Origin of the sequence: Kribbella sp. NPDC051587 (assembly GCF_044453945.1) — a bacterium.
Classification (GTDB): Bacteria; Actinomycetota; Actinomycetes; order Propionibacteriales; family Kribbellaceae; genus Kribbella.
Genome location: NZ_JBITDE010000009.1, coordinates 81,624 through 104,343, shown reverse-complemented (window position 1 = coordinate 104,343; position 22,720 = coordinate 81,624). Strand labels below are relative to the sequence as shown.

The following is a 22,720-nucleotide window of genomic DNA, read 5'->3' as shown; positions in this document are numbered from 1 at the left end:
CTAATGAGCGAGACCGGCTATGACAACCGCGGCGACGTCGTACTGCGGCGGTCGCGCCGAGGCAGCGTGGTGACGTGGGTACAGGCCACCCGAGTCGTTCGCGATGACGAGGACGGCCTCCTGTTGTGGCTACCGGCGGGCTCGGGATTCGGGCACCGCGCCGATGATCAGGGACGGGCGACACGCGAGGAACCGATCGACGTCGTCGCGACACGTCAACTGGTAGCGGGCCGGTGGAAGAACAACAGCGTGCTGATCTGGAATCCAGCCGGTGCCGACCATTCGTTGTGGTGGTTCTTCAATGCGAACGCTTTCACCGGCTGGTACGTCAACCTGGAACTTCGCGGACCGCGGTGGAGCGACGGTCCGCGACGCGGCATAGATGTCGCTGACCTGGGACTCGATGTCGTCGTCGACCCCGACCGGACGTGGCGATGGAAGGACGAAGACGACTTCGCGACGTTCACGGACGCCCCGGGCTACTGGACCGCCGACCAGGCAGTCGCCGCCCGCGCCGAGGGACGTCGCGTCATCGCCATGGCCGAGGAAGGCAAGTTCCCCTTCGACGGGACGTATTGCGACTTCGTCCCCGATCCCACCTGGTCGCCCCCGGAGCTACCAACAGGCTGGGACACCCCACCTAGGTAGACCCCGTCAGCCCCTGACCGGTTCCAGGAAGAACACCGGGATCGTGCGCTCCGTGCGAGCGGCGTACCGGGCGTAGTTCGGCCAGGTGTCGAGCATGTGTGCCCAGACAGCCTCTCGCTCCTCGCCGGTAATCTCCCGCGCTGTCGCCTCGTGTTGCTTGGCACCGATCGCCACCGTGACCCGGTCGACAGCGCGCACGTTCCCCACCCAGACGGGTGTCTTCGGGCCGCCGAAGTTGGAGCCGGCGATGAGGTACCCGTCGCGGTAGGGCACGCAGAGCAGCGGGGTGGAGCGCCGTACGCCGGACTTGCGGCCGACGACGGTGAGCATCAGGTTCGGCAGCCCGGCGATCCGCAAGATCGACCAATGCCCGCGGGTGATCCGATGGACCACCTTGTCCAACCAAGTGATCTCCGGCAGAAGCTTCGGCATCCAGGCCAGCGAACCGATCTTGATCGCCAGCGGCGTCAGCATGCCCATGCACCGAGGCTAACCCGCCCCCGCCGTACGAGGGCGAACCGGAGATTTCGTCACCGGGATGTCGAATCCCGGGTGGCCGGTTCGTGGTACTGGCAACAGGACCGAAATTCCAGCCCCAAGGAGATCCACGATGAACGACCACGCCGGACGAGCAATCAGACCATTCCGCTTCGGGGTCGTCGCGCCGGTCGGTTCCGACCTGGCGACGTGGCGAGACCGCGTGCGCCGCATTGCTGACAGTGGTTACTCGACCTTGCTGATGCCCGACGTACCTACCTGGCAACCGGCGCTCGCTCCCACACTGGCAACCGCGGCCGCACTCACCGACCTGCGGGTCGGGTCGTGGGTCTATGCCGCCGCGCTCCGCGAGCCATGGAACGCGGCCTGGGAGGCTCATTCACTCTCGGTACTCACCGAAGGCCGCTTCGAGATGGGTCTCGGTGCCGGCCGTCCCGGCATCGAGGTCGAACTGGGGCTGCCTGCCGTCTCCCCCGCCGAGCGTCGGGCCAGGATGCGCGAGACCGTGGCCGCTCTGCGGAGGTTCGACGGCCCCGATCTGCACACGCCGGTCGTCATGGCGGTGAGCGGACCGAAGTCGCAGGCATTGGCACTCGAGGTCGCAGACGTACTCACGTTCGTCCTCCCGACGGACGAAAGCCGAGCTGAAGCCACGAACCGGGTACGCAACCTTCCGGACGGGTGGGACATCGAACTCGGCCTGCACGTCGCCGCCGTCGGTGACGGCGTCGCTCCGTTCATGGCGGGGCCCAACGTCGACACCGCGGCGCTTCGCGCGGCCGACTCACTCGTCATCCTCCCCAGCGACCCCGGCGCGGCCGCCGAGGAAATCGAACGGCGCCGCGAGGAGATCGGCTTCTCCTATTTCGTCATCGGCGCCGACTTCGCCGGCACTCTCGCCCCGGTCGTGGCCAAGCTGGCCGGTCAGTAGAGCTCTCCGCCTGACTTTCGGTGTGGTCGGCGAGGGTGGGGAGTGGGCGGTCGAGTGTGGCCTTTATGTCGGTGTGCATCGTTTGCCGGCGGCATTCTCCCCACAGTCGAGGTAGGGCTGTTGGTGGTGGGTGTTGAGTGAAAGCCACCGTGCTGGGGGTGATCCAGGGCGGACCGCCACCACTCACTAACTCTGCGCGGCCTGCCTCGTTCACGCTCAGCGCGCACTGTGGGGACAGCTCACGACCGGGTTGGTGAGTGGCTCAGGTCCGCTGCGACCACTCTGCGATCAGGGCGTAGGCGAACGGCAGCCGACGGTCCAGCCAGTCAGCCTTCACGGACACGGACTTGCTGCCCTCGGAGAGCATGACGATCTCGTCGCCGGCCCGCCATTCGAGGACCCGCTGCTTGGTGGCCTGATCTCCACCTTCGTCCCCTGCGCTGGAGATCGCGTCCAGTACGCCGATGAACAACCGCCCAGCCGCCTTCGCCGCGAGCTCCTTGGGTTGGCCACTGAGCCACTCGGTGCGACCGACGATCTCCGGCCGGCCCGGTTGGTCGATCCGCCAGGTCGGCCGGAGCAGCGGCCTGCCGGACGGGACACGGGTGATCGTCCCGATCAATCCAGCCTGCTCGTCGCGCACCTCGAAACGGTTCTCCGCCGTCTCGGCAACCGAGCAGAGCAACTGCTTCTCCTCGGAGTCCAGGCTGAGTCGGCCGCCGGAAGCGACGTACGCGCACGGCGTGAAGACCCGGTCGTTCTTGGGCCCCTGGGGCACCCGACTGGCTTGGGGTCCCCACTCGATCCGGTTGCGCTTGCGGGTGGCCGGTCGAGCGACCGTGCCCAGGGTGAACTCGCGGACCTGGTTCCACTCGATCTCAGCCACTGCGCCACCCTAGACGTCAAAGAGTCAGGCGCACCGTCCCACCGCCAGGGGGACGACGGCGTCGTTGACCTTCCGCGCTTCTATCGTGCGTTCGGGTGCGGCTTCGCAGGGAAGCGCGCACGGCAAAGGGGGCTTCATGCTTACTCGGTACGGAATCGGCCGGCTGACGCGGACGGTGGTTGCGCTCAGCACCGCCACTGCGCTCACGATCGGCGGCACAGCGATGGCGAGTGCCGCCTTGCCGAAAGTCACCGGCCCGACCTTGGCAGGGACCGCCAAGCCGACCTCCGCCAAGTACACGGCGCTGAACGGTGGCGTCACCGACGGCACCTACTGGTACGCCGTTGTCTCGGAGCACGCCAAGTCCGGCTCGAAGGTCTACGACTCCACCCAGCTGATCAAGACCAAGCTGTACGCGAGCAGCCCGACGAAGGTCGCGACCTTCCGGATCCGCTCCGGCAACCACACGAACCTGCTCGGTCATGGCAACGACATGGCCTACAACGCCGACACCAAGCGGCTGATGATCCCCGCCTGGACCAACGACAACTCGGTCCAGGCCTCCACCCAGGGGCGATCGGTCCGAGTCGTCAACCCCAGCACGCTCGCGATCGAGAAGACCGTACTGTTGCCGCACACAACGACCGGCCTGTGCTACGACGCGGTCAAGAACCGGTACGTCGGCGGCACGCTGAACCAGTACTACGCCTACGACAGCGCATTCAAGGAGACCGGGAAGTCGGCGAAGCTGACGATGCCCGGCACCGGTCAGGGCATCGACTGCGACCAGAGCTACATCTACGTGATCACCAGCCCTAAGGGCACGCAGAAGACCAACAAGATCTTCGTCTACAACTGGTCCTTCAAGCTGGTGCGCACCTACGAGCACGCCTCCAGCGCTGAGAGCGAACACCTCACCCACCAGCGCGGCACCTACTACCTGGGCTTCAACACCGGCGCCGGCCGGCTCTACCGCCTGGACAACTTCCAGTTCACCGTGACGTACGCCGCCGCGGGTGGCACCGGCTCCATGCCGTCCACCGTGGTCCTCTACGGCCGGACGACCGCCCTGCAGCAGAACGCCTTCAAGCGCTCGGGCTACACCTTCACCGGCTGGACCGCGAAGCGCTCCTACGACAACAAGACCCGCTACTACAACCCGAAGGACACCAGCAAAACAGGCTGGTACGCCGCCGGCAAGCAGCCGAGTGGCTGGAAGCCCTACCTCTACAAGAACGGCGCCACCGTGCTGCACACCACCCCGCGCGGAGCCGTAGCCCTCACCGCCACCTGGCGCAAGGCGTAACCAACAGCCTGCCTCCCCCGGTCCGTCGGTTCCACTCAAGAACCGACGGACCGAGAATTAACTCGGGGTTGTCGATCGTTGCCGTCGGCACCTAGTGGGCCGGATGACTTGCGCCGTCGAGCGTTTGAGTCAATGTCACGGATTGTGCTCGACCTCTGGACGCCGTCGGAGTGATCGTCGTACCGTCGGTCCGGTTGGGGGGAACCAACCATGAGGAACTGTCATTCCTGTGGCGCGGCCAACCGGGTCAGCGCCACCTACTGCGGCACGTGCGGCACCTCGCTGCCGGCCGTGGAACCAGATCCGGCAACGATGCCGTCGTCGGATGCGACCCGTTATCTGTGTGCTGCGGTTCAGCTGGACAGCAGGCTTGCACAGCAGGTGGTCCGTGACGTTCTGGACGAGAGATACAAGGCTCCGCCGACGTCGCCGGACGTCGACCTGGTGCCGGTCGTTCTGCATGCCCTCGAGGCCCAGAAACGACACTTCGCCCGGGATGTCCTGCTGACACTGCTCTTTTTCGTCGGGGTATGGAGTCTCTACACCGCGCGGCCACTCATCTTCGTGCTGGCAACCGCACTCTGCTGGGTGGTCGTCGTCGGCGAGACGCTGGTAGCCACGTACGGCGTGGTCGCACGTGACCTGCACCCAGCGCGGTTCAAGCCGGATGCGCTACCGCCGCCGTACAACGACGGACAACGCCGGCGACTCGCCCTGATCGCCGAAGCGCAGCGGGGAAACGTCAGCGTCTACAGCGCGTACAAACCCTTTGCCGGCAGTGGGAAACTCGTCGACGCCTGGTCGATGGTGCTCGACACACACCGGGCAGCGGAGGGCCGCGAGGTCGAGACCTTCACGGTGCTGGAGGTCCACGACTTCGTCCGGGACCAGTTGCGCGACCTGCGGACCGGCGCGGTCACGATGACCGATCGGGTCTTCGTCGACGGTCGCGACATCCGCGACGACCTCCGGTTCCTGCCCCAGCAGGTCGGGGCGCCGGTGACCTCGGTCGATCCCGCGCTGCTGCGCAGCCTGACGATGGAGTCCGAGGACCGGGCCCGTCCGTACCTGTGCATCACGGTCAGTGGTTGGCAGGGGCAACTGGTTCATTCGACCTTCCTGCGCTTCGTCCTGACGCCTCGCGATCTGTTCATCGAGGCCAGCCATTTCCTGCTCACCCCGGTGCGGGACGAGTTCCAGGAGGTCGACAGGCTGCTGCCCGAACCGACCGTCGGTCAGGCACTGCGGATCGGCGGGCGAGCGCTGTGGCGGACGCCGGGTCATTTGTTCCGGGCACCTGTCACGACGATCGCCCACCTGTTCGGCTCGATGGCGGAAGAGCAGCAACGGAGCAGGCAGAAGAAGGAGATCCTCAACGCGCTTCGGTTCGACCATGGCGCTCCGGTCAGCCCGCGCGAGACTGTCAGCGACAGGTGGTACCAGCGGTACTTCCAGCAGCTCGACGACAACTGGTACACGAAGGTGATCGACAAGCGGCTACTGCAGTCGTTCAACGAGTTCCTTGTGTCCAAGGGGATCCACACCGACGAGCTGGCCCAGGCCGGCACGGTGATCCAGAACTCCGGCGTGATGATCACGGGCGGATCCGTCACGACGAACAGCATGGCCGCCGGCACCGGTGCCCGGGCGGCTTCCATGATCGGCAAGGTCGCCAAGGCGGCAAAGCACAGCGTCGACGAAGTTGCGGGAAGGAACTGATGAAGAAGAACTACGGGATCAGCGTCACCGGCGGGAAGGTCGAGGCCGGTGCGATGGCGGCCGGTGACCACGCGACCGCGACGAACATCTCGGCGGTGTCGGACTCACTCACCGACGCTCGTGCCGAGATGACGCATCTCCTCGAGCTGCTACGCGCCGTACCGGAACTGCCTGAGCAGACCGTCGCGATGGCCGAACTGGCCGATCACGAACTGGCGAAGGAAGAACCCGACAAGAGCTCAGTACTACGTCTGCTGGAACTGATCGCGTCCGGAGCCAAGTCGATCGCCACGATCGGCGGCGCCGTGACCGCGGTGCAGCAGGCGGTCAGCGCGATCCTATGACCGTCCGGGGGGACTGATGTCTGTCTACTGCACCTCGTGCGGCACCCGCCGCACCGAGCCGGCCAAGTACTGCACCCAGTGCGAAGCCGGTTTCGAAGAATCCCGCCCGACCCGTTCTACCGAAGCCCCGACCAGCTACGGACAGGGCTGGTACGTCGGCGCAACCGTCGTACTCGCGGTCGTCGTCACCCTGGCGATCGTCGGGCTGAACGCCATGATCACGCGCTCCGTGAACGGCCTGATCGAAGACTCCAGCGCCACCGGGTCCGGAGCGCTCGGCTACAAGATCGACTCCAACGGCTACGTTGTTCCCGCCGAGGGAAACCCGACCACCGAGGAGGCTCCGGCCTTCACCCCCTCGCCATCGGAGTACGAGACGACCGAACCGACCGTTGAGCCCACCCCGGAACCGGAACCCACTCCGACTCCCGAGCCGACGCTGGGCAACGAGCTGGTCTCCATCGCCCCCGAAGCCGCCCAAGACCCGGCCGCGTCCGCCGTCGTCGACCTACTCACCACCTACTACAAGGCCATCAACGATCACGACTACCCGACGTACCAGGCCCAGCAAACCCGCGCGGCAAGCGCCCTACTGACCCGCTCGGAGTTCGCCACCGGCTTCCGCTCCACCGTCAACTCCGACGTCGTCATCCAATCCCTCAGCCGCACCGACGACGGCCGCCTCCTGGCCGGCGTCACCTTCACCAGCACCCAGAACGCCGCAGACGGACCCAAGCAGCAAACCTGCACCCACTGGTCCGTCGGCAAATTCCTGAAGGGCCAATCCCCAACCCTCCTGATAGACAAGGCCCCCAAGTCCTACAAAGCCACCTTCGACCCCTGCTGACTTCCCCGTTCAGCGGAGCTCCTAGCCACCATCATTGCCTCTAGCAATGACTTCCGTCGCGGGTCAGAGGTTGGGTTCGGCCAGGAAGTTGTCGACCTGGGTGACGAAGGCCTTGGCGTGCTGGAAGAGAAAGCCGTGACCTGAGTCGCTGTAGAGCACCAGGACGGCGGAGTCGAGGTGCTGGACGGCGACGTACGAGGCCAGGGCCGGCAGCATCGTGTCCTGGGCGCCGTTGGCGTACAGGACGGGTTGCTGGATGCTTTCCAGGTTTGCCTGAGTCTGGTCGAACGGAATCGACTGCAGTTTCGCGACGGCCACGAGTTGCCCCTTGCCCGCCTCGTCCGTGATGACTCGCACTCCGGTGGCGAGTCGTGGGGCTACCGCGGCGAGATGCTTGCGGCCGGCCGCTCGGCCGCGCTCTGTCTCTGGGAAGAACAGGTAGCGGACGTCCTCGTCATCTCCGCCGCCGGGCTTGGCCATGATCTGCCGGACCTTGTCGCTCATCGGCGGAGCGCCGGGGACGGGGCTGCCGGGGCTGCTGCCGGCCACGATCAGCTTGCGCACCAGGTCGGGGCGACGACGAGTCGCGTACTGGGCGACGATGCCGCCCAGTGACCAGCCGAGCAGGTCGACCTGGGGTAGTCCCAGTGCCTCGATGAATTCGATGGCGCCGTCGGCGAACTGCTCGACGGAGTCGCCTGGTTCGCCGGTGGTGTGGCCGATGCCGATGTTGTCGAACACGATGACGTCGTGGTTGACCGCCAGCAGATCCAGGAACTCCGGGTCCCACCAGTCGATGGTGCCCCGGAAACGGTTGAGCAGGACCAGTGGTACGCCGCCGCGTGGCCCGATCCGGCGGTAGGTGAAGCGGGCCGAGGGCCCGCGGACGGTGAGGTCGTCGGCCGTGGCGGCCAGGGACGATGACATGTCAGCCTCTCTTTGTACGACGAGTTGTGGTGCGGATGCCGGTCAGAACATCCCGTTCGAGTTCGCGGACTCGGTCGGGACCGGCTGGATGACGTCCCAGTGCTCGACGACCTTGCCGTCCTCGACCCGGAAGAAGTCGGCCAGTGCCTGGCCGGGCTGTCCCGGCACCAGGGTCATCTCCGAATGGGTGACGACGAGGTCGCCTTCGGCAACGACACGTTTCACGGTCAGCCGCGCCGCGGGGAAGGCGGTCTTGATCCGGCGGACGAAGCCGAGGAACGCCTCCGCGCCGTCGGCCGCCTGCGGGTTGTGCTGGATGTAGTGATCGCCGAGATGGTCCTTGACGGCCTGCTCCGGATCGTTGCCGAAGGCACCGGTATAGAAGTCGACGACGATCTGCCTGTTGCGCTCGATGTCTGTCATGAGCGTGCTGTCACGAGGGTCATACCTCGATCAGACCCCGACGAACTCATGTCTGTCCAAGACCAAAATGCTTCCTTACTATAGCCAGCGTGCATACGTCATCGGATCTGGGCGTTGATCTGCGGCTCTTGGAGGCCCTGGTCGCAGTCGCCGACGAGGCCAGCGTCAGTGCGGCGGCGGTACGGCTACGCGTGGCGCAGCCCTCGTTGAGCCGGCAGTTGCGACTGCTCGAGCGACGGCTGGGACTTCAGTTGTTCGAGAAGTCCGGACGTCGGCTCCAGGTCGCCCCCGCCGCCGAGCCCGTGGTCGAGGCCGCGCGGCGCGCGCTCGATTCAGCCGATGACGTCGTCCGGACGGCGCATCGCGCAGCCGCCGGCCGACTCGGCCGGCTGGCCATCGCCGTCCTGCCGAGCTGCTCCCCGGTCCTGCTCGTCGACGCGCTCGCCGCGTTTCGTGAGGACCACCCCGACGTCGACACCAACATCATCGAACTGGTCGACGAAGAGCAGTGGCGAGCCTTGCGTGAAGGCCGGATCGATGTCGCGCTCAACCTGATCGAGCCGCCACCGAGCGACCTGCCGCATCAGGTCCTGACGGCCGAACAGGTCTGCCTGGTCGTCCGCGACGACCACCGGCTGGCCGGCAAGGAGTCCGTGCAGATCTCCGATCTGACCGGGGAGACCGTGACCTTCTTCAATCGTTCCGACCAACCAGTCGGGTATCGCTGGCTGAGCTGGATGCTCCGGTCCGCCGGTCTGCGCACGACGCTGCAGGAGGCAACCTTGACCAACATCGTCGCCGCGGTCGCGGCCGGCCTCACGGTCTCGGTCATGGTGCACTCGTTCGAGACCATCCTGCGACCACCAGGCGTCCAGTACATTCCCGTCGAGGGGTGGCGCATCGACCTCATCATCAGCCACCGCCCAGGACCGGAATCGCCCACCGTCCAAGCCTTCCGCCAAGCGCTCGACCGAGCCGTCGAACGCAGCGATGCCTCCCAGCCCTAGCCGAGCACCCTGGGCTCGACCCCACGGACCGACAGCGGACAATCGCACGTCTGCGCGTCATTCCGGGGATATCTCTTCCCCGGTACCGGATCCGCGTTTAAGGTCGGGCGCGGACCGGGTCGCGGAGGGCGATCCGCGCTGACGACATTTTCTGGAGCGTTTCTGTGACCTATTCACGTAGACGGCGGGGACTGCTCGCGGTCACCGCGGTCTCGGCCGCCACGGTGCTGGCCGTGACCGCCGCAGGAGGCGCCACCGCCGCGCCGAGCGCCGGTCCCGGTGAAGGCAAGGCGGCCTCGGCCGAGAAGAACCTGAGCAAGGAGCGCAAGGGCAACTACGACGCCCGGACGCCGAACGCGAAGACGACCTACAACCGCGCCGCCAAGGTGGCTGGTAAGGAGTCGGCCGCGTCGGAGAAGTTCCGCAACTCCCTGGGTACCCAGGGTGTCGTCGAGCTGGACCCGAACACCGGGACGCCTGCCCAGGTCACCAAGCTGAACGGGTTCCTGACCGGCCGCAGCGCCAAGAAGGCGACCGACGTCGCGCTGGGCTATGTGAAGGCGCATGCGGATGTCTTCAAGCTGACCACCGCCGACCTGGCCACGCTGAAGCTGCGCAAGGACTACGTCGACGATCTCGGCACGCACCACATCTTCTGGTCCCAGGTCGTTGACGGGACCGAGGTGTTCGGTAACGGCCTGAAGGCCAACGTCACCAAGCACGGCGAACTGATCTCCATCATGGGATCGCCCGTGTCCGGCCTGACCAGCCAAGCCGCCGCCCGCTCAGCCGCACCCGCAGTCTCCGCCGACCAGGCCCGCACAACGGCTGCCAAGGACATCGACGGTACGGCGAAGTCCGCGTCCTCGAAGTCATCCGGCAACACGGTGATCTGGAGCAACGGCGACCAGGCCAAGCCGGTCTGGTTCCACACCGCCGACGGCCTGCGCAAGGGCTGGATGACCTATGTCAACGCGGGCGGCACGAAGGTTTACACGCACGTCATCGACGCGCAGACCGGTGGTCTGCTCTACCGCAAGGACCTGAACAGCGAGGCCGGCGGCGACGCGCTCGTCATCGACAACTACCCGGGCGCACCCAGCGGCGGCAAGCAGCACTTCGAGAACCTGTACTACGAGAAGTGGCTGCCGAAGACGGCCAAGTCCCTGCTCGACGGTACGTCGGTCTCCGCCTTCGCCGATGTGAACGACGACAACCAGCCGAACGCCGGCGAGACCGTGAAGATCCCCGGCACCAAGACCGGCGCCGAGTACAAGCTCGTCCCGTTCAACAGCAACCCGCTGTGCTCGCCCACGACCGTCTGCACCTGGGACCCGGCCAAGCCGGACTCGTGGAAGACGAACATGAACGAGGACGTCACCAACGGGTTCTACCTGGCCAGCAACTACCACGACTGGCTGGCCAAGCCGCCGATCAGCTTCACCCCGGCCGCGGGTTCCTTCGACGCGGCCGGCGGCGACCCGGTCCTGCTGAACTCGATCGACGGCGCCGCGACCGCCGCGAACGGTGGCCCGGACGCGAACCACATCAACAACGCGAACATGAGCACGCCGCCGGACGGCATCGCGCCGACCATGCAGATGTACCTGTTCGGCAGCCCCGGCGACGACACGACCGTCGCCACCAGCTCGTCGAACTCGGCCGAGATCCTCTACCACGAGTACACCCACGGCCTGTCCGGCCGCCTGGTCGTCGACGCCGGCGGCAACTCGACGCTGAACAGCATCCAGGCCGGCTCGATGGGCGAGGCCTGGAGCGACTTCTACGCGCTCGACTACCTGGCCTCGCACAACCTGGAGAAGGACACCGTCGCCAACGGTGAGATGCGGATCGGCCGGTACGACACCGCCGGCGGCACCATCCGCACCATGCCGACCGACTGCCGGGTCAAGGCCAAGGAAGCGGCCTGCGTCGGCGTCGACGGCTCGCAGGGCGGCTACACGTACGGCGACTTCCCCACCATCGGCGGCAGTCCCGAGGTGCACTCCTCCGGGGAGGTCTGGGCCCAGGCGCTGTGGGACCTGCGGGAGCGCTTCGGCCACACCTACGCGCTGAGCATCATCACTCGCGCGATGGAGCTCTCGCCGGCCGACCCGACCATGCTGGACATGCGTAACGCGATCGTGCAGGCCGACCTGGTCGCCAGCGGCGGCAAGAACGCCGGCATCATCTGGCAGGTCTTCGCCAACCGCGGCATGGGCTGGTACGCCGGTGTCATCGACGGCGGCGACTCCTTCCCGGCCGAGGACTTCCACATCCCGCCGACCGGCAAGGCCGTCACGCTGACCGGCACCATCACCGACAAGGACACCGGCAAGCCGATCCCGGGCGCGCTGGTCTACATCGGCGGCCACGCCTCCGGCTTCGCGGGCGGCTACACGTCGACCACCGACGCCGCCGGCAAGTACAAGATCACCAACGTTGCCCCGGGCACCTACCCGAAGCTCGTGGTGGCCTCGCCCGGTTACGAGCTCGCCGTCAACCCGGTGACCGTCAAGACCGGCGGCACCGCCAGCTACGCCGTACGACGGAACTGGGCCGCCGCCTCGGGTGGCGGCACCATCGCCGCCTTCAACGGACCGGACTACAGCGACAACGCCTGTGGGCCGGACGGTGCCATCGACAACACCCAGGGCCTTGGCTGGGGCAGCACCACCGGCGACGACGACGGCAACCCGACCAACGTGATGATCCCCAAGCACATCGACATCAAGCTCCCGTCGAAGCTGGCGAGCATCGACTCGTTCAAGGTCGACCCGTCGCCGGTCTGCGGTGACGCCGGCTCCTCCTCGACCGGTCAGTACAAGATCGAGACCTCCGCCGACGGCACCACCTGGGCCACCGCCCAGGCCGGCACCTTCACCGCCGCCAACCGGGGCAAGTACAACGTGCTCACCCCGACCGGCAACGCGGCGAACGTCCAGTACGTGCGGTTCACCATGCTGAGCCCGCAGGTCCCGGACTTCGCCACCAACTGCCCCGCCGGCAACTACGGCGGCTGCCAGTACACCGACATGACCGAGATCCAGGTCTTCGGCAAGAAGTAGTTCGCCGCACGAAGGCCGGCCGGGCAGCAGCCCGGCCGGCCTTCGCTTTCCTGAGGGCTATTGCGAGTAGATCGGGACCGGCCGGGTGCCCAGGTTCCGGACCGAGGTGGTGAGCAGGTGACTGCCGCGGGCCTCGATGATGCAGCGGGCCGGGTCCTTGGTTCCGCTGGCGACGGCGAAGACCCTGACGTCGAGATCGTCGACCAGGGCGCCCGGAACCTGGTCCAGGTAGCGGGCGGCGGCCAGTTGGCACTCGCCGTCGGAAGCGCGGCGGGTGCTGCCGGTGGCGACGTACTCACCGCTGTGCAAGGCGGAGCAGGGCACGTTCTTGGTGACCCGGCGATCGACACAGCGGCGCCAGGCCGCACCGGTCGTTCCCTGCAAGGCGTCGCGCGCCGATCCACTGACCTCCCGGCCGGCGTCGATCGCACATCGTCCGGCCGGTGACCGGGCGACCTTGGCGACCACGATGTCGAGGCCGTTCTGGCCGCCGAGGAAATCGATCACGGCGGCCTGGTCGCAGGACGAGGCCTGCGGGATCTCCTCGTAGCGGTGCGACTCGCGGCAGTCGATCGCCGTACGGGCCGAGGTCCAGCAACCCAGCTCGGCAGCAGTCGGACGCACCGGCGTGCTCGAAGAAGCCGGTGACGACGGCGGTGAGGTACTCGGCGTACTGATGGTCACGGTGGGCGGCTCGGCGGTGTCTGGATCATGGGGAACGATCCAGCGCACGAGACCCACGATCGCCCCGACCAGGCCGACGATCTCAGCGATCATCACCAGGGTCTTGAGGACCGGGTGCTCGTTGAGACGATCAAGATGCCGAAACACCGAACCGGATCGGTTGCCCGGAGGTGGCTGCACCTCCGGGCTGTCCGGATCGGTCAAGACAGGACCATGTTCATCAGCACCGCCTCGACAGCACCACTGCCGCATCCCTCGGTGTTCTTCAGCGAAACGATGATCTTCAGCGCGTTGACCTTCGGCACCGGAAGATCGAAGGCCGCGACCTGGTTGAGTTTCACGCTCTTCTGGTCTCGGTACTGCCCGTTGGCATCGATCCGGACCACCAGCACCTGGTCGGAGCTCTCCGACGAGTTACTCTGGCCGAACTCGAGCTTCAACCGGCCGAAATTGTTCGCCAGCCGCAGCTCCAGCGCGTCCTCGACATCGCAGTTGCTCAGGGTGCCGCCGATTCCGGTCACCTGTTTGCGGTCGGCAACGTCGTACCGGCCGTCCTTCCAGCCGTCGGGGTACTCGAAGACGTTGCTCAGTACCAACGGCCGGCCGGCGACGTCCGCGGCGAGCGCCACCGGCGTCGCCGAGTCGGTCGGTTCGGTCGAATCGTCGCCCACCGGGGCCGACGTCGGCGCAGTGGTCGGCGGCGTCTCGGTCGGTGCCGGCGCCTGGACCGTCGTCGTTACCGTGACGGTGGCCGTCGGCTGGCCACTGCCTTCTGTTGCTCCCCCGCATCCGGCGGCCAGCAGCAGCGCTCCTGACAGCAGACACCCCATGACACATCGGTTCCCACCCCTGGTTCCCCACATCTGCGCGACGGTACACAGCTACCGTGTGTGAGTCTATGGATCGATCATTTGAACTCTGCGTAGTCACCGATCTGTGATCACCGCAGCCGACGGCGGTCGCCGGGACCGCAGCCGGATCGTGCAGGAACTCAGCAATCTCGGCGATGTCGGCCGTCTGTATGGCGTCGTTAGGTTGCAGCCATGTTCAGACTCAGCGCCGTCATCGCCCTGGCGACCACTCTGCTGACCGCCCCGCTCGCCGTACCGACGCAGGCGGTCGCCGCACCCATTCCGGTGCAGGTCCTCAGCCTCACCGATCTGCACGGCTACCTGTCCGAGACCGAGAACCTGACCATCCCCGGCCCGACTGGCACCCTCCAGGTCGGCGGAGCGGCGTACCTGAAGGCGCAGCTCGACAAGCTCCGCGCCGGGAAGCCGAACAGCTTCCTGATCGGGTCCGGTGACCAGTTCAGCGGTTGGCCCGACTACACGCAGGGGTTCGCGAACGAGCCGACGATCGAAGTCCTGAACGAGTTCGGGCTCGACTTCGACGTGGCCGGAAATCACGAGTTCGACCGCGAGCTGCCGTTCCTGCGGCGAATGATGTCGGGAGCCTGTTACGGCAAGCCCGGCTTCGACACCTGCTTCACCGACTCCCGCGGCCGGGCGTTCCACGGCACCGACTACTCGTACCACGCGGCCAACGTGGTCGCCGCCAAAACCCAGCGGCCGGTACTTCCGCCGTACTGGATCGCGAAGGCAGGAACGGCGCGCATCGGGTTCATCGGCCTCGGATTCCCCGGTACGCCGACCGAGACCTTGTCGATCGCGCAGTCGGGGCTGGAGTTCCAGGGGCTGGTCGACGCGGCGAACCGAGCCGCGGCCGAACTCAAGGCGCAAGGTGTGAACGCGATCGTGGTCAGCATGCACGAAGGCGGCCAGCAGGGCGGACTGTTCAACGACTGCAAGAATCCGGTCGGCCCGATCTTCGACGCCGCCCGGGCGATGTCCCCTGACATCGACGTGATCCTCGGCGGACACTGGCACACCGCGTTCAACTGCATGATTCCCGACCCGTACGGCGTCCCGCGGCCGGTGCTCGAGGCCTCCAATCACGGCCGGGTGCTCGGTGAGGTGAACCTGTCGCTCGATCCCGCGAACGGCGAGGTGATCCGCTCGGCAACGACCGCCACGAACCACGCGGTCACCAAAGACCTCACGCCCGACCCGGCGCTCCAGAAGATCGTGAAGTACTGGATGGACAAGTGGGCGGTCCGGCAGCAGCAGCCGCTGGCGAAGCTCGACCGCGATCTCGACTTCTCCAAGACGGCCGAGAGTCGGACCGGCAATCTGGTCGCGGACCTCTACCGCTCGGAGGGTCAGGCAGATTTCTCCTTGGTACCGGCCGATATGGGCGTCGATGTGATCGCGGCCGGGCTCAAGGCCGGGACGGTCTCGTTCGGAGATGCTTGGCCGGTGGTCGGGATCTCGCCGATCACAACGCTGGCACTCAAGGGATCAGTGGTGGAGCAGATCCTCGAACAGCAATGGATTCCGCCGGCGTACGGATGCACGCGGTTGTCGTCGCTCGCGGTCTCCGACCAGGTTCGTTACACCTACGATCTCGGCAAGCCGGTGGGTGACCGGGTCGATCCGGCGAAGGTACTGATCCGCGGCAAGCGGCTCGACCTCGGCAAGACCTATCGAGTGGCGACCAGTGCCGCGATGCCCTTGCACGGTGCGGAGTACGGCTATCCGGGGTTCCAGCAGTACACCGACCTGGTCCGGGCGCCACGGATGGGCCAGGAAGCGTTCCTGAACTACCTGCGCAGCCAGCGATCGATCAAGGCGCCTGCCCTTGGCCGGGTGACGGCGATCCCGGGCACGCCACCTCCGGTGGACGGCCTGAATCTCCTGCCCCAGAAGGAGATGAAGGCCACGGCGACCAGCCAGGGCTCGGCGACCAACGGTCCCGCAGCGGCACTCGACGGCAGCTGCACGACGCTCTGGCACTCCAACTGGAGTCCGCACGCGCCGCTTCCGCAGTACATCACGCTCGACCTCGGCCAGAGCCGTTCGATCGAGGCACTCGTCTACACCCCACGCCAGGACGCCTCGCCGAACGGCCGCATCTTCAAGTACGACGTCCAGGTGAGTGCCGATGGCAACAACTTCCAATCGGCGGCCACCGGCAACTGGGATGACACGAAGCAGGCCAAGATCGCCCGCTTCACCGCCGGTACGACGGCGCGCTACGTCCGGCTGGTCGGCCTCGAAGGCGGCGCGGACTACGCGTCGGCGACCGAGCTCAATATTGCTCTAGCTCCGGGCTCCTGACCTGGTCGCGGTACTTCGTCGGTGGCAGACCGAAACGCTGACCGAACTGCCGGCTGAAGTAGTGCGGTGACTCGAAACCTACCGCACGGGCTATCTGCGCGACCGACATATCGGTTGCCCCGAGCAACTCGGAAGCGCGCTGGAGCCGGAGCCCGACGACGACGTTCATGATCGAATCGCCCACCTGTTCCTTGAACAGGTGGGCGAGCCTCGAGACCGACACCTGCGCGAGGCCGGCGAGGCTGCTCAGGGTGTATGGGCGGGCGGGGTCGGAGGTGACCGCGTCCAGCACCAGTTGCACTCGCGAGTCGAGGTGGCGAGTGTCTCTGCGGAGGCTGCTGGTGGCGACCAGCAACACCTCCTCAATGCCGTTCATCGTCAACTGGACGGCGAGGTTCTTCTCCAGCAGATGCAGCTCGGTGTCGCCGGTGGGCGACAGGCCGGCGAGCTGGGCGTCGCGATGGAGGCGGGCGAAGGCAGAGACCAGGCGGTCGGTCTCCGACGGCCTGGTCAGCCGAACATAGGACAGGCCGGGCATTGCCTGCGGCAACGACCACCAGGCATGCCACTCGCGACGCGGCTGGAAGTGCGCCCACCAGGTCTCCCAGTACGTGCCCACGGTCCCGTAGTCGTGCTCCGTACCGGGGCTGACCAGCACCAGGTCGCCGTGGCGGAGCGTCAGCTTGTCGCCGGCGATCTGGAAATGACCTGTACCTCCGGCGGTGTAGAGCAGGTACCAACTGCCGACACCGTCCGGCCGGACGACGCGATAGTCCCCGCCACTGTGGAAGTGGCCAGTCACCAGTTTGCTCGGCGGCGGGATCTCGCTGTAGAGCTCGATCAGCACCTGAGTAGCAAGATCGTGCTCGAACTCAGCAGGCTCTGTCATGGTGCACCCTTCGTGCGGATCCCTAGATTACCCACACAGCAGCAAGATCCTGTACCCCACCGAAGTGAGGATCCCCGTGGGTTTCGTCCCCGTCACCGAGCTCGCCCACGACGCCACGACCCGTGTCTTCGAACACGGCTGGCAGTCCTGGAGCCCCAGCGGCTGGTATCCGCTGGACGCGCGACCGCCGCGACCGACCGCCCCCAATCACCATGTGATGGCCTATCGCCCCGGCGTCACTGCGCAGGGCTTCCAAGGCGAAGGCCTGCTGGCTGTTGCGACCGGCAACGAGGTCACCGTGGTCAGCGCCCTCTCGCCGGATCAGGTGCCGTCGATCCGCTGTGAAGTGCGGGGAGACGTCGTGGTGGTCTCCGCCGATGGCGAAGTCCAGGTCAGCTCGGGTCAGTACGAGAACGCGAATCAGGCATTGGCCGACTGGGCCGACGCATTCGCTCGCGGCTCGGCCGAGCACGCCGTACGGGTCTTCGGACCGTCGTGGTGCAGCTGGTACGCCTACTGGGGCAAGGTCACCGAGCGCGATGTAATGACCGAGGTCCGGCAGTTCGACGAGCACGAGCTCAGCGTCGACCTCGTGCTGCTCGACGAGGGCTATCAGGCGGAGATCGGCGACTGGCTGACCCCGCGCGAGGACTTCGGCTCGACCGTCCGGCTGGCCGCCGACATCCGCTCCGGCGGTCGGCGAGCCGGCATCTGGGTCGCACCCTTCCTAGTCGGCGCCAAGAGCGAGACCGCTCGGCGACATCCCGAATGGCTCGTCCCGGGCATCACCGCCGGAACTAATTGGGGCCAAGAGCAACTAGTACTCGACATCACCCATCCGGGCGCGGCTCGCCACCTTCAGGACGTCTTCACCGAACTGTGCCGCCAGGGCTACGACCACTTCAAACTCGACTTCCTGTACGCCGGTGCCATCGAAGGCGATCGCCATGAGCAACTCGACGGCATCGCGGCGTACCGGCACGGCCTGCGGCTCCTCCGGGAAGCCGTCGGGCCCAACCGGATCCTGCACGGCTGCGGCGCCCCGATCCTTCCCAGCCTGGGCTTGGTGGACTGCATGCGGATCTCCCCGGACACCGACCCGCTCGTCGACCCGCCGTCCGGTGACATCTCGCAACCCGGCCAGCGCGGCGCCCGCTCCACCTCGATCGCGCGCGAGTTCCTGCACGGCCGCTGGTGGGCGAACGATTCCGACTGCCTGATCGTGCGACCCGACGTACAGGCTCGTGAGGAGTGGGCCGCACACATCGAGACCGCACCGGGGCTGCGGATGTCCAGCGACCCGATCGGCGACCTCGACGCGTGGGGTCTCGCCCGCACCCGGGAGTTGCTCACGCCCAGCTCGCCCCGGCCCCATCCGCTCAGGAATCCCGATGCTTAGGCCCGCGCCCCGGCGTACCCGCCGCGTCCAGCGACGGCAGCAGACCCTGGCCGGCTACGCACTGCTCGCCCCGAGCATGATCGGCGTCCTCGGCTTCCTGCTCGCGCCGGTGCTGATCGTGATCGTGCTCAGTCTCTTCGACTGGAAGTTGCTCTCCACCCCCGAATTCATCGGCCTCGCCAACTACCGCGAGCTGTTCAACGACAGCGACGTCTGGCACTCCTTCCTGGTCACCCTGTACTACGTCCTGATCTGCGTGCCCGGGACAACCATCCTGTCGCTGTTGCTGGCGCTGCTGGTCAACCGCAAACTCCGCGGCATGAAGTACTTCCGCGCGCTCCTGGTGATCCCGTGGATGGCGACCCCGGTCGCGATGGGCCTGGTCTGGACCTGGATCTTCGACCCGGGCCGCGGTGCCCTGAACCAGTTCCTCGGCCTCTTCGGCGTCGACGGCCCGGCCTGGCTGTCGTCTCCGCTACTGGCGATGCCGAGTGTCGCGGCCGTCCACATCTGGCAGTTCGCCGGCTACAACATGCTGTTCTTCCTGGCCGGATTGCAGAACATCCCGGCATCGTTGCGCGAGGCATCATCCCTGGACGGCGCCTCACCGGTGGCGCACTTCTTCGCCGTCACGCTGCCGTTGCTCCGGCCAACCATGCTGTTCGTGCTGATCACCAACGTGATCGGTTCCTTCCAGGCCTTCGACACGATCTTCGTGATGACCGAGGGCGGCCCCGGCGACAGCACCGAGGTGGCGACGTACCTGATCTACGACGAGGCGTTCCGCAAGTTCGACTTCGGCTACGCCTCGACGATCTCGGTACTGCTGTTCGTGGTGATCCTGGTCGTCACGATCTCCCAGTTCGTCTACTTCGAGCGTCGCACGACGTACGACTTCTCCTGAGGTGGTGCCGATGTCGAGATACCGGATCCTTCCGTACGGCGTACTGGTGGCCGGCTGCGTGTTCGCGATCTTCCCCTACTACCTTGCCCTGCTGACCGCGTTCAAGGGCCCTGGGCAACTGTTCGGTACGGCGCCCTGGGAACCGGGGCTGCCGCCGAGCTCGGCCGCCTTCGACCGGCTGTTCGCGTCGGGCTTCGGCGGGTACCTCGTCAACACCGTCGCGGTCACTGTGGGCATCACGGTCGGGCAGCTGGTGTTCGCCGTACTGGCTGCTTATGCCTTCGCCCGCTTGTCGTTCCCGGGCCGGGATGTCCTGTTCTGGGTCTATCTGTCGACTTTGATGGTGCCGCCGGTGGTGACGATGATCCCGCTCTACCTGATGATGCAGAAGCTCGGCCTGGTCGATACATGGGCCGGACTGATGCTGCCGACCATGCTCGGTACGCCGTACGCGATCTTTCTGTTGCGTCAGTTCTTCCGGACCATCCCGGCGGATCTGGAGGACGCCGCCCGGATCGACGGCGCCGGCCGGGTGCGGACGCTGCTCTCGATCGTGCTGCCGCTGTCCAAGCCGATCCTGGTCACCGTCACCACGTTGGCTGTGGTCGCCAATTGGAACAGTTTCCTCTGGCCGCTCATCATCACCAGCAGCGAGGACAAGCGGCTGCTCTCGGTCGGGATCGCCTTGTTCAAAAGCGAAATCGGCGTCGACTACAACGCGGTGATGGCCGGCAGCCTGATCGCGCTGGCGCCGCTGCTGGTGCTGTTCATCTTCTTCCAGCGCTTCATTGTCCGCTCGGTCGCCGTCACCGGGCTCAAGTAGGAGGCTCATCATGTCCCATCCCCTGTCACGACGGACACTTCTGCTGGGCGCTGCCGGTCTGGCCGGTCTGACCGCCTGCGGTTCGTCCACCGACAAATCAACCAGCGGCGGCAAGACCGAGCTCGTCTACCGCCTCTGGGACGAGCAGCAGGAGGTCGGCTACAAGGCGGTCTTCGCCGCCTTCACCGCCGAGAACCCGGACATCACCGTCCGGATGGAGGTGCTGCCCTGGGACCAGTACTGGACCAAGCTCACCACCGAGCTGGCCAGCGGCAAGGCCCCCGACGTCTTCTGGCTGACGGTCGAGAACTTCCCCGACCTGGCCGACAAGGGCGTGCTCGCACCACTCGACGACGTGATCGCCAAGGCCGGACTGAAGCTCGACTCGTACCACCCGAACGTCGTCCAGTCGTACAAGTTCGAGGACAAGCAACTCGGCCTGCCGAAGGACCTAGGCGTGGTAGGCCTGCTCTACAACAAGAATCTGGTCGCCAAGGCCGGGATCACCATGCCCGATCAACTCACCTGGGCCCCCGATGGTTCGGGCAGCTTCCTGGAGATCGCCCGCAAGCTGACTGTCGGCGACAAGCAGTGGGGCTTCTGTTCCTGGAACCACAGCCAGACCCAATGGCTGAACTGGATCGCATCCAACGGCGGCAAGACGATGGACAAGCCGTACGGCACCTTCGACTTCGCCGGACCGAAGTCGGTCGAGGCCCTGAAATGGGCCCGCGACCTGATCTTCAAGTGGCGGGTCTCCCCTGATGGCACGCGGACCAACCCGCCGACCGGGCAGGCCACCGAGATGTTCTACCGCGGTGAGGTAGCGATGTTCCCGGCGAACAACGCGCTGCTGCCGTTCGCGTTGCCCGAGGTGAAGTTCCCGATCGGCGTCACCGCGCTGCCGGCCGGACCGTCCGGACGCACGGTCGTGATCAACGGGCTGGCCGAGGTGATGTTCGCCAAGACCAAGCACCCCGAGGAGGCCGGGAAGCTGATCGCCTTCCTCGGTTCGGAGAAGGCGCAGAAGCTGATGGGTGATGCGGGATACGTGATCCCTGCTCTCAACGACGCGGGCGCGGGCTACGCGTCGTACTGGAAGAAGAAGGGTATCGACGTGCAGCCGTTCCTCGACTCCGCCGCCGGCAGCACGGTGAACATGCCGATCGCCGAGGGTTGGACCGCGAAGGTTGCCGAGATCAACAAAGCCATGAACGACGTGTATCTGGACAAGACCGACGTGGCCGGCATCGCCACCACCCTGGACAAGATCGGGAACAAGAGATGAAAGAGCTGCTCGACTCCACCCCTGTCGCCAACGATGCGTCGGTACTACGCGAGCGCCTGGCCGGCGACGGGTACCTGTTCTTTCGCGGCCTGCTGCCGGCGGCGGTGATCGATGACGTCCGTAGGCAGATCGCAGGGATACTCGCGGACAGCCACTGGCTGGCTCCCGGTTCCGCGCCCGACGAGCTGCTCGCTTCGGGTCGTGCGGTGGAGGAGGGGTCGGCGGGATTCTTCGGCGCCTACACCGCGATCCAGAGCACGGAGGCCTTTCATGCGCTGGCGGTGCGGCCGGAGTTGCTGGCGCTGGCGGAGCGGCTGCTCGGTGAGCCTGCCTTTGCTCATCCGGCGCACATCTGCCGGATCGCACCGCCGTCGCCGGGTGCCAACCCGACACCGATCCATCAGGACTACCGGTTCATCCAGGGGTGCATCGACACGTTGACCACCTGGCTGCCGTTGAGTGACGCTCCCCCGGAGATCGGTGGGCTTCGGGTGTTCGCGGGCTCGCCGCGGCTCGGCGTACTGCCGGTGAAGGCGTCCGACGGGCCAGGGATGATGCGGGCCGAGGCCGATGAGGATCACCCCGAGTGGCGGACGACGACGTACCGGCCGGGTGACGTGTTGCTGTTCAGCAGTCTGACCGTTCATGGCGCGATGCCGAACAAGACCAAGCAGCTGCGGCTGTCGGCCGACTTCAGGTACCAGGCAGTCAGCTCGCCGATGGCGGTCGATGCTCTCGGAACCGGCAAGCCGCACTACCACCCGGACGTGCCGGACTTCCCGACCCTCACGCGCGGATGGACCTCGACGGCGAGCATCGAAGTCCCTCCCGGCGTCACCTTCGTGGACCGATTCGATCCGCGGCTGGACGACGTACCGACGCCGGCCTCGCGCTTCGCCTACTGATCTGTACGACGTCGGCGATCCGTGGATTGACGATCAGTGTGAGCG

The 22,720-nt window shown here is 66.5% G+C and carries 21 protein-coding genes; 14 read left to right on the top strand and 7 right to left on the bottom strand.

Features of this window, described 5'->3' with window-relative positions; genetic code table 11:
* Nucleotides 1-3: 3 nt before the first annotated feature.
* A complete protein-coding gene (locus tag ACIA49_RS28425; protein WP_396380466.1) occupies nucleotides 4-648 on the top strand; it encodes a DUF402 domain-containing protein in 645 nt (214 codons plus the stop codon).
* Between the two features lie 6 nt (nucleotides 649-654).
* On the opposite strand, the gene ACIA49_RS28420 is transcribed toward ACIA49_RS28425, so the two are convergent.
* Nucleotides 655-1,128 (bottom strand): nitroreductase family deazaflavin-dependent oxidoreductase, encoded by a 474-nt coding sequence (locus ACIA49_RS28420; RefSeq protein ID WP_396380463.1) that lies wholly within the window; start codon nucleotides 1,126-1,128, stop codon nucleotides 655-657.
* Between the two features lie 130 nt (nucleotides 1,129-1,258).
* On the opposite strand from ACIA49_RS28420, the gene ACIA49_RS28415 reads away from it, so the two are divergent.
* Nucleotides 1,259-2,077, top strand: coding sequence for an LLM class flavin-dependent oxidoreductase (locus ACIA49_RS28415; RefSeq protein WP_396380461.1), 819 nt, complete (start codon nucleotides 1,259-1,261; stop codon nucleotides 2,075-2,077).
* A 262-nt stretch (nucleotides 2,078-2,339) separates the two neighbouring features.
* Here ACIA49_RS28415 and ACIA49_RS28410 read toward each other — a convergent pair whose 3' ends face one another.
* Nucleotides 2,340-2,963 carry a hypothetical protein gene (locus ACIA49_RS28410; protein ID WP_396380459.1) on the bottom strand — a complete coding sequence of 208 codons (624 nt, stop codon included), beginning with the start codon at nucleotides 2,961-2,963 and terminating at the stop codon, nucleotides 2,340-2,342.
* A 136-nt stretch (nucleotides 2,964-3,099) separates the two neighbouring features.
* Between ACIA49_RS28410 and ACIA49_RS28405 the strand changes: the two genes are divergently transcribed.
* From ACIA49_RS28405 to ACIA49_RS28390, 4 genes are all read left to right on the top strand, one after another.
* Nucleotides 3,100-4,269 carry an InlB B-repeat-containing protein gene (locus ACIA49_RS28405; RefSeq protein ID WP_396380456.1) on the top strand — a complete coding sequence of 390 codons (1,170 nt, stop codon included), beginning with the start codon at nucleotides 3,100-3,102 and terminating at the stop codon, nucleotides 4,267-4,269.
* A 210-nt stretch (nucleotides 4,270-4,479) separates the two neighbouring features.
* Nucleotides 4,480-5,988, top strand: coding sequence for a hypothetical protein (locus tag ACIA49_RS28400; RefSeq protein WP_396380454.1), 1,509 nt, complete (start codon nucleotides 4,480-4,482; stop codon nucleotides 5,986-5,988).
* On the top strand, nucleotides 5,988-6,332 hold the full coding sequence (locus ACIA49_RS28395) for a hypothetical protein (protein ID WP_396380453.1): 345 nt from the start codon (nucleotides 5,988-5,990) through the stop codon (nucleotides 6,330-6,332). Before ACIA49_RS28400 ends, ACIA49_RS28395 begins: the two co-directional genes overlap by 1 nt.
* Before the next feature lie 16 nt (nucleotides 6,333-6,348).
* A complete protein-coding gene (locus ACIA49_RS28390) occupies nucleotides 6,349-7,179 on the top strand; it encodes a hypothetical protein (RefSeq protein ID WP_396380451.1) in 831 nt (276 codons plus the stop codon).
* 63 nt (nucleotides 7,180-7,242) lie between these two features.
* Here ACIA49_RS28390 and ACIA49_RS28385 read toward each other — a convergent pair whose 3' ends face one another.
* Both ACIA49_RS28385 and ACIA49_RS28380 read right to left on the bottom strand, forming a co-directional pair.
* The gene (locus ACIA49_RS28385; RefSeq protein ID WP_396380449.1) at nucleotides 7,243-8,106 is read right to left on the bottom strand and encodes an alpha/beta fold hydrolase; all 864 of its coding nucleotides are present in this window, start codon (nucleotides 8,104-8,106) and stop codon (nucleotides 7,243-7,245) included.
* A gap of 42 nt (nucleotides 8,107-8,148) precedes the next feature.
* Nucleotides 8,149-8,529 (bottom strand): ester cyclase, encoded by a 381-nt coding sequence (locus ACIA49_RS28380; RefSeq protein WP_396380446.1) that lies wholly within the window; start codon nucleotides 8,527-8,529, stop codon nucleotides 8,149-8,151.
* 89 nt (nucleotides 8,530-8,618) lie between these two features.
* On the opposite strand from ACIA49_RS28380, the gene ACIA49_RS28375 reads away from it, so the two are divergent.
* Both ACIA49_RS28375 and ACIA49_RS28370 read left to right on the top strand, forming a co-directional pair.
* Nucleotides 8,619-9,536: a LysR substrate-binding domain-containing protein gene (locus ACIA49_RS28375; RefSeq protein ID WP_396380444.1), complete on the top strand. Its 918-nt coding sequence runs from the start codon at nucleotides 8,619-8,621 to the stop codon at nucleotides 9,534-9,536.
* A gap of 164 nt (nucleotides 9,537-9,700) precedes the next feature.
* The gene (locus ACIA49_RS28370) at nucleotides 9,701-12,604 is read left to right on the top strand and encodes a M36 family metallopeptidase (protein WP_396380442.1); all 2,904 of its coding nucleotides are present in this window, start codon (nucleotides 9,701-9,703) and stop codon (nucleotides 12,602-12,604) included.
* 57 nt (nucleotides 12,605-12,661) lie between these two features.
* On the opposite strand, the gene ACIA49_RS28365 is transcribed toward ACIA49_RS28370, so the two are convergent.
* A complete protein-coding gene (locus ACIA49_RS28365) occupies nucleotides 12,662-13,492 on the bottom strand; it encodes a hypothetical protein (RefSeq protein ID WP_396380439.1) in 831 nt (276 codons plus the stop codon).
* Nucleotides 13,489-14,118 carry a hypothetical protein gene (locus tag ACIA49_RS28360; RefSeq protein WP_396380438.1) on the bottom strand — a complete coding sequence of 210 codons (630 nt, stop codon included), beginning with the start codon at nucleotides 14,116-14,118 and terminating at the stop codon, nucleotides 13,489-13,491. Before ACIA49_RS28360 ends, ACIA49_RS28365 begins: the two co-directional genes overlap by 4 nt.
* A gap of 213 nt (nucleotides 14,119-14,331) precedes the next feature.
* Between ACIA49_RS28360 and ACIA49_RS28355 the strand changes: the two genes are divergently transcribed.
* Nucleotides 14,332-16,467 (top strand): discoidin domain-containing protein, encoded by a 2,136-nt coding sequence (locus ACIA49_RS28355; protein WP_396380437.1) that lies wholly within the window; start codon nucleotides 14,332-14,334, stop codon nucleotides 16,465-16,467.
* On the opposite strand, the gene ACIA49_RS28350 is transcribed toward ACIA49_RS28355, so the two are convergent.
* Nucleotides 16,439-17,356: a helix-turn-helix domain-containing protein gene (locus ACIA49_RS28350; RefSeq protein WP_396380435.1), complete on the bottom strand. Its 918-nt coding sequence runs from the start codon at nucleotides 17,354-17,356 to the stop codon at nucleotides 16,439-16,441. The two genes, ACIA49_RS28355 and ACIA49_RS28350, sit on opposite strands and share 29 nt — an antisense overlap.
* A 64-nt stretch (nucleotides 17,357-17,420) precedes the next feature.
* Between ACIA49_RS28350 and ACIA49_RS28345 the strand changes: the two genes are divergently transcribed.
* Genes ACIA49_RS28345 through ACIA49_RS28325 form a run of 5 tightly spaced genes read left to right on the top strand, consistent with a single transcriptional unit; the run spans nucleotide 17,421 to nucleotide 22,675 of the window.
* On the top strand, nucleotides 17,421-18,755 hold the full coding sequence (locus tag ACIA49_RS28345; RefSeq protein ID WP_396380433.1) for a glycoside hydrolase family 36 protein: 1,335 nt from the start codon (nucleotides 17,421-17,423) through the stop codon (nucleotides 18,753-18,755).
* Entirely contained in the window at nucleotides 18,748-19,659 is a 912-nt protein-coding gene (locus ACIA49_RS28340; RefSeq protein ID WP_396380430.1) for a carbohydrate ABC transporter permease, read from the top strand. The genes ACIA49_RS28345 and ACIA49_RS28340 overlap by 8 nt, the downstream gene beginning before the upstream one ends.
* A gap of 10 nt (nucleotides 19,660-19,669) precedes the next feature.
* Nucleotides 19,670-20,482, top strand: coding sequence for a carbohydrate ABC transporter permease (locus ACIA49_RS28335; protein ID WP_396380428.1), 813 nt, complete (start codon nucleotides 19,670-19,672; stop codon nucleotides 20,480-20,482).
* Between the two features lie 10 nt (nucleotides 20,483-20,492).
* Complete coding sequence (locus ACIA49_RS28330; protein WP_396380426.1) at nucleotides 20,493-21,770, top strand: ABC transporter substrate-binding protein; 1,278 nt, start codon at nucleotides 20,493-20,495, stop codon at nucleotides 21,768-21,770.
* The gene (locus ACIA49_RS28325; protein ID WP_396380424.1) at nucleotides 21,767-22,675 is read left to right on the top strand and encodes a phytanoyl-CoA dioxygenase family protein; all 909 of its coding nucleotides are present in this window, start codon (nucleotides 21,767-21,769) and stop codon (nucleotides 22,673-22,675) included. Before ACIA49_RS28330 ends, ACIA49_RS28325 begins: the two co-directional genes overlap by 4 nt.
* Nucleotides 22,676-22,720: the final 45 nt, after the last annotated feature.

Bases quoted from the DNA above. Each gene is read 5' to 3' on its own strand.
- ACIA49_RS28425 (WP_396380466.1), top strand. From the start codon at position 4: ATGAGCGAGACCGGCTATGACAACCGCGGCGACGTCGTACTGCGGCGG.
- ACIA49_RS28420 (WP_396380463.1), bottom strand. From the start codon at position 1,128: ATGGGCATGCTGACGCCGCTGGCGATCAAGATCGGTTCGCTGGCCTGG.
- ACIA49_RS28415 (WP_396380461.1), top strand. From the start codon at position 1,259: ATGAACGACCACGCCGGACGAGCAATCAGACCATTCCGCTTCGGGGTC.
- ACIA49_RS28405 (WP_396380456.1), top strand. From the start codon at position 3,100: ATGCTTACTCGGTACGGAATCGGCCGGCTGACGCGGACGGTGGTTGCG.
- ACIA49_RS28400 (WP_396380454.1), top strand. From the start codon at position 4,480: ATGAGGAACTGTCATTCCTGTGGCGCGGCCAACCGGGTCAGCGCCACC.
- ACIA49_RS28395 (WP_396380453.1), top strand. From the start codon at position 5,988: ATGAAGAAGAACTACGGGATCAGCGTCACCGGCGGGAAGGTCGAGGCC.
- ACIA49_RS28390 (WP_396380451.1), top strand. From the start codon at position 6,349: ATGTCTGTCTACTGCACCTCGTGCGGCACCCGCCGCACCGAGCCGGCC.
- ACIA49_RS28385 (WP_396380449.1), bottom strand. From the start codon at position 8,106: ATGTCATCGTCCCTGGCCGCCACGGCCGACGACCTCACCGTCCGCGGG.
- ACIA49_RS28380 (WP_396380446.1), bottom strand. From the start codon at position 8,529: ATGACAGACATCGAGCGCAACAGGCAGATCGTCGTCGACTTCTATACC.
- ACIA49_RS28360 (WP_396380438.1), bottom strand. From the start codon at position 14,118: ATGGGGTGTCTGCTGTCAGGAGCGCTGCTGCTGGCCGCCGGATGCGGG.
- ACIA49_RS28355 (WP_396380437.1), top strand. From the start codon at position 14,332: ATGTTCAGACTCAGCGCCGTCATCGCCCTGGCGACCACTCTGCTGACC.
- ACIA49_RS28350 (WP_396380435.1), bottom strand. From the start codon at position 17,356: ATGACAGAGCCTGCTGAGTTCGAGCACGATCTTGCTACTCAGGTGCTG.
- ACIA49_RS28340 (WP_396380430.1), top strand. From the start codon at position 18,748: ATGCTTAGGCCCGCGCCCCGGCGTACCCGCCGCGTCCAGCGACGGCAG.
- ACIA49_RS28335 (WP_396380428.1), top strand. From the start codon at position 19,670: ATGTCGAGATACCGGATCCTTCCGTACGGCGTACTGGTGGCCGGCTGC.
- ACIA49_RS28330 (WP_396380426.1), top strand. From the start codon at position 20,493: ATGTCCCATCCCCTGTCACGACGGACACTTCTGCTGGGCGCTGCCGGT.
- ACIA49_RS28325 (WP_396380424.1), top strand. From the start codon at position 21,767: ATGAAAGAGCTGCTCGACTCCACCCCTGTCGCCAACGATGCGTCGGTA.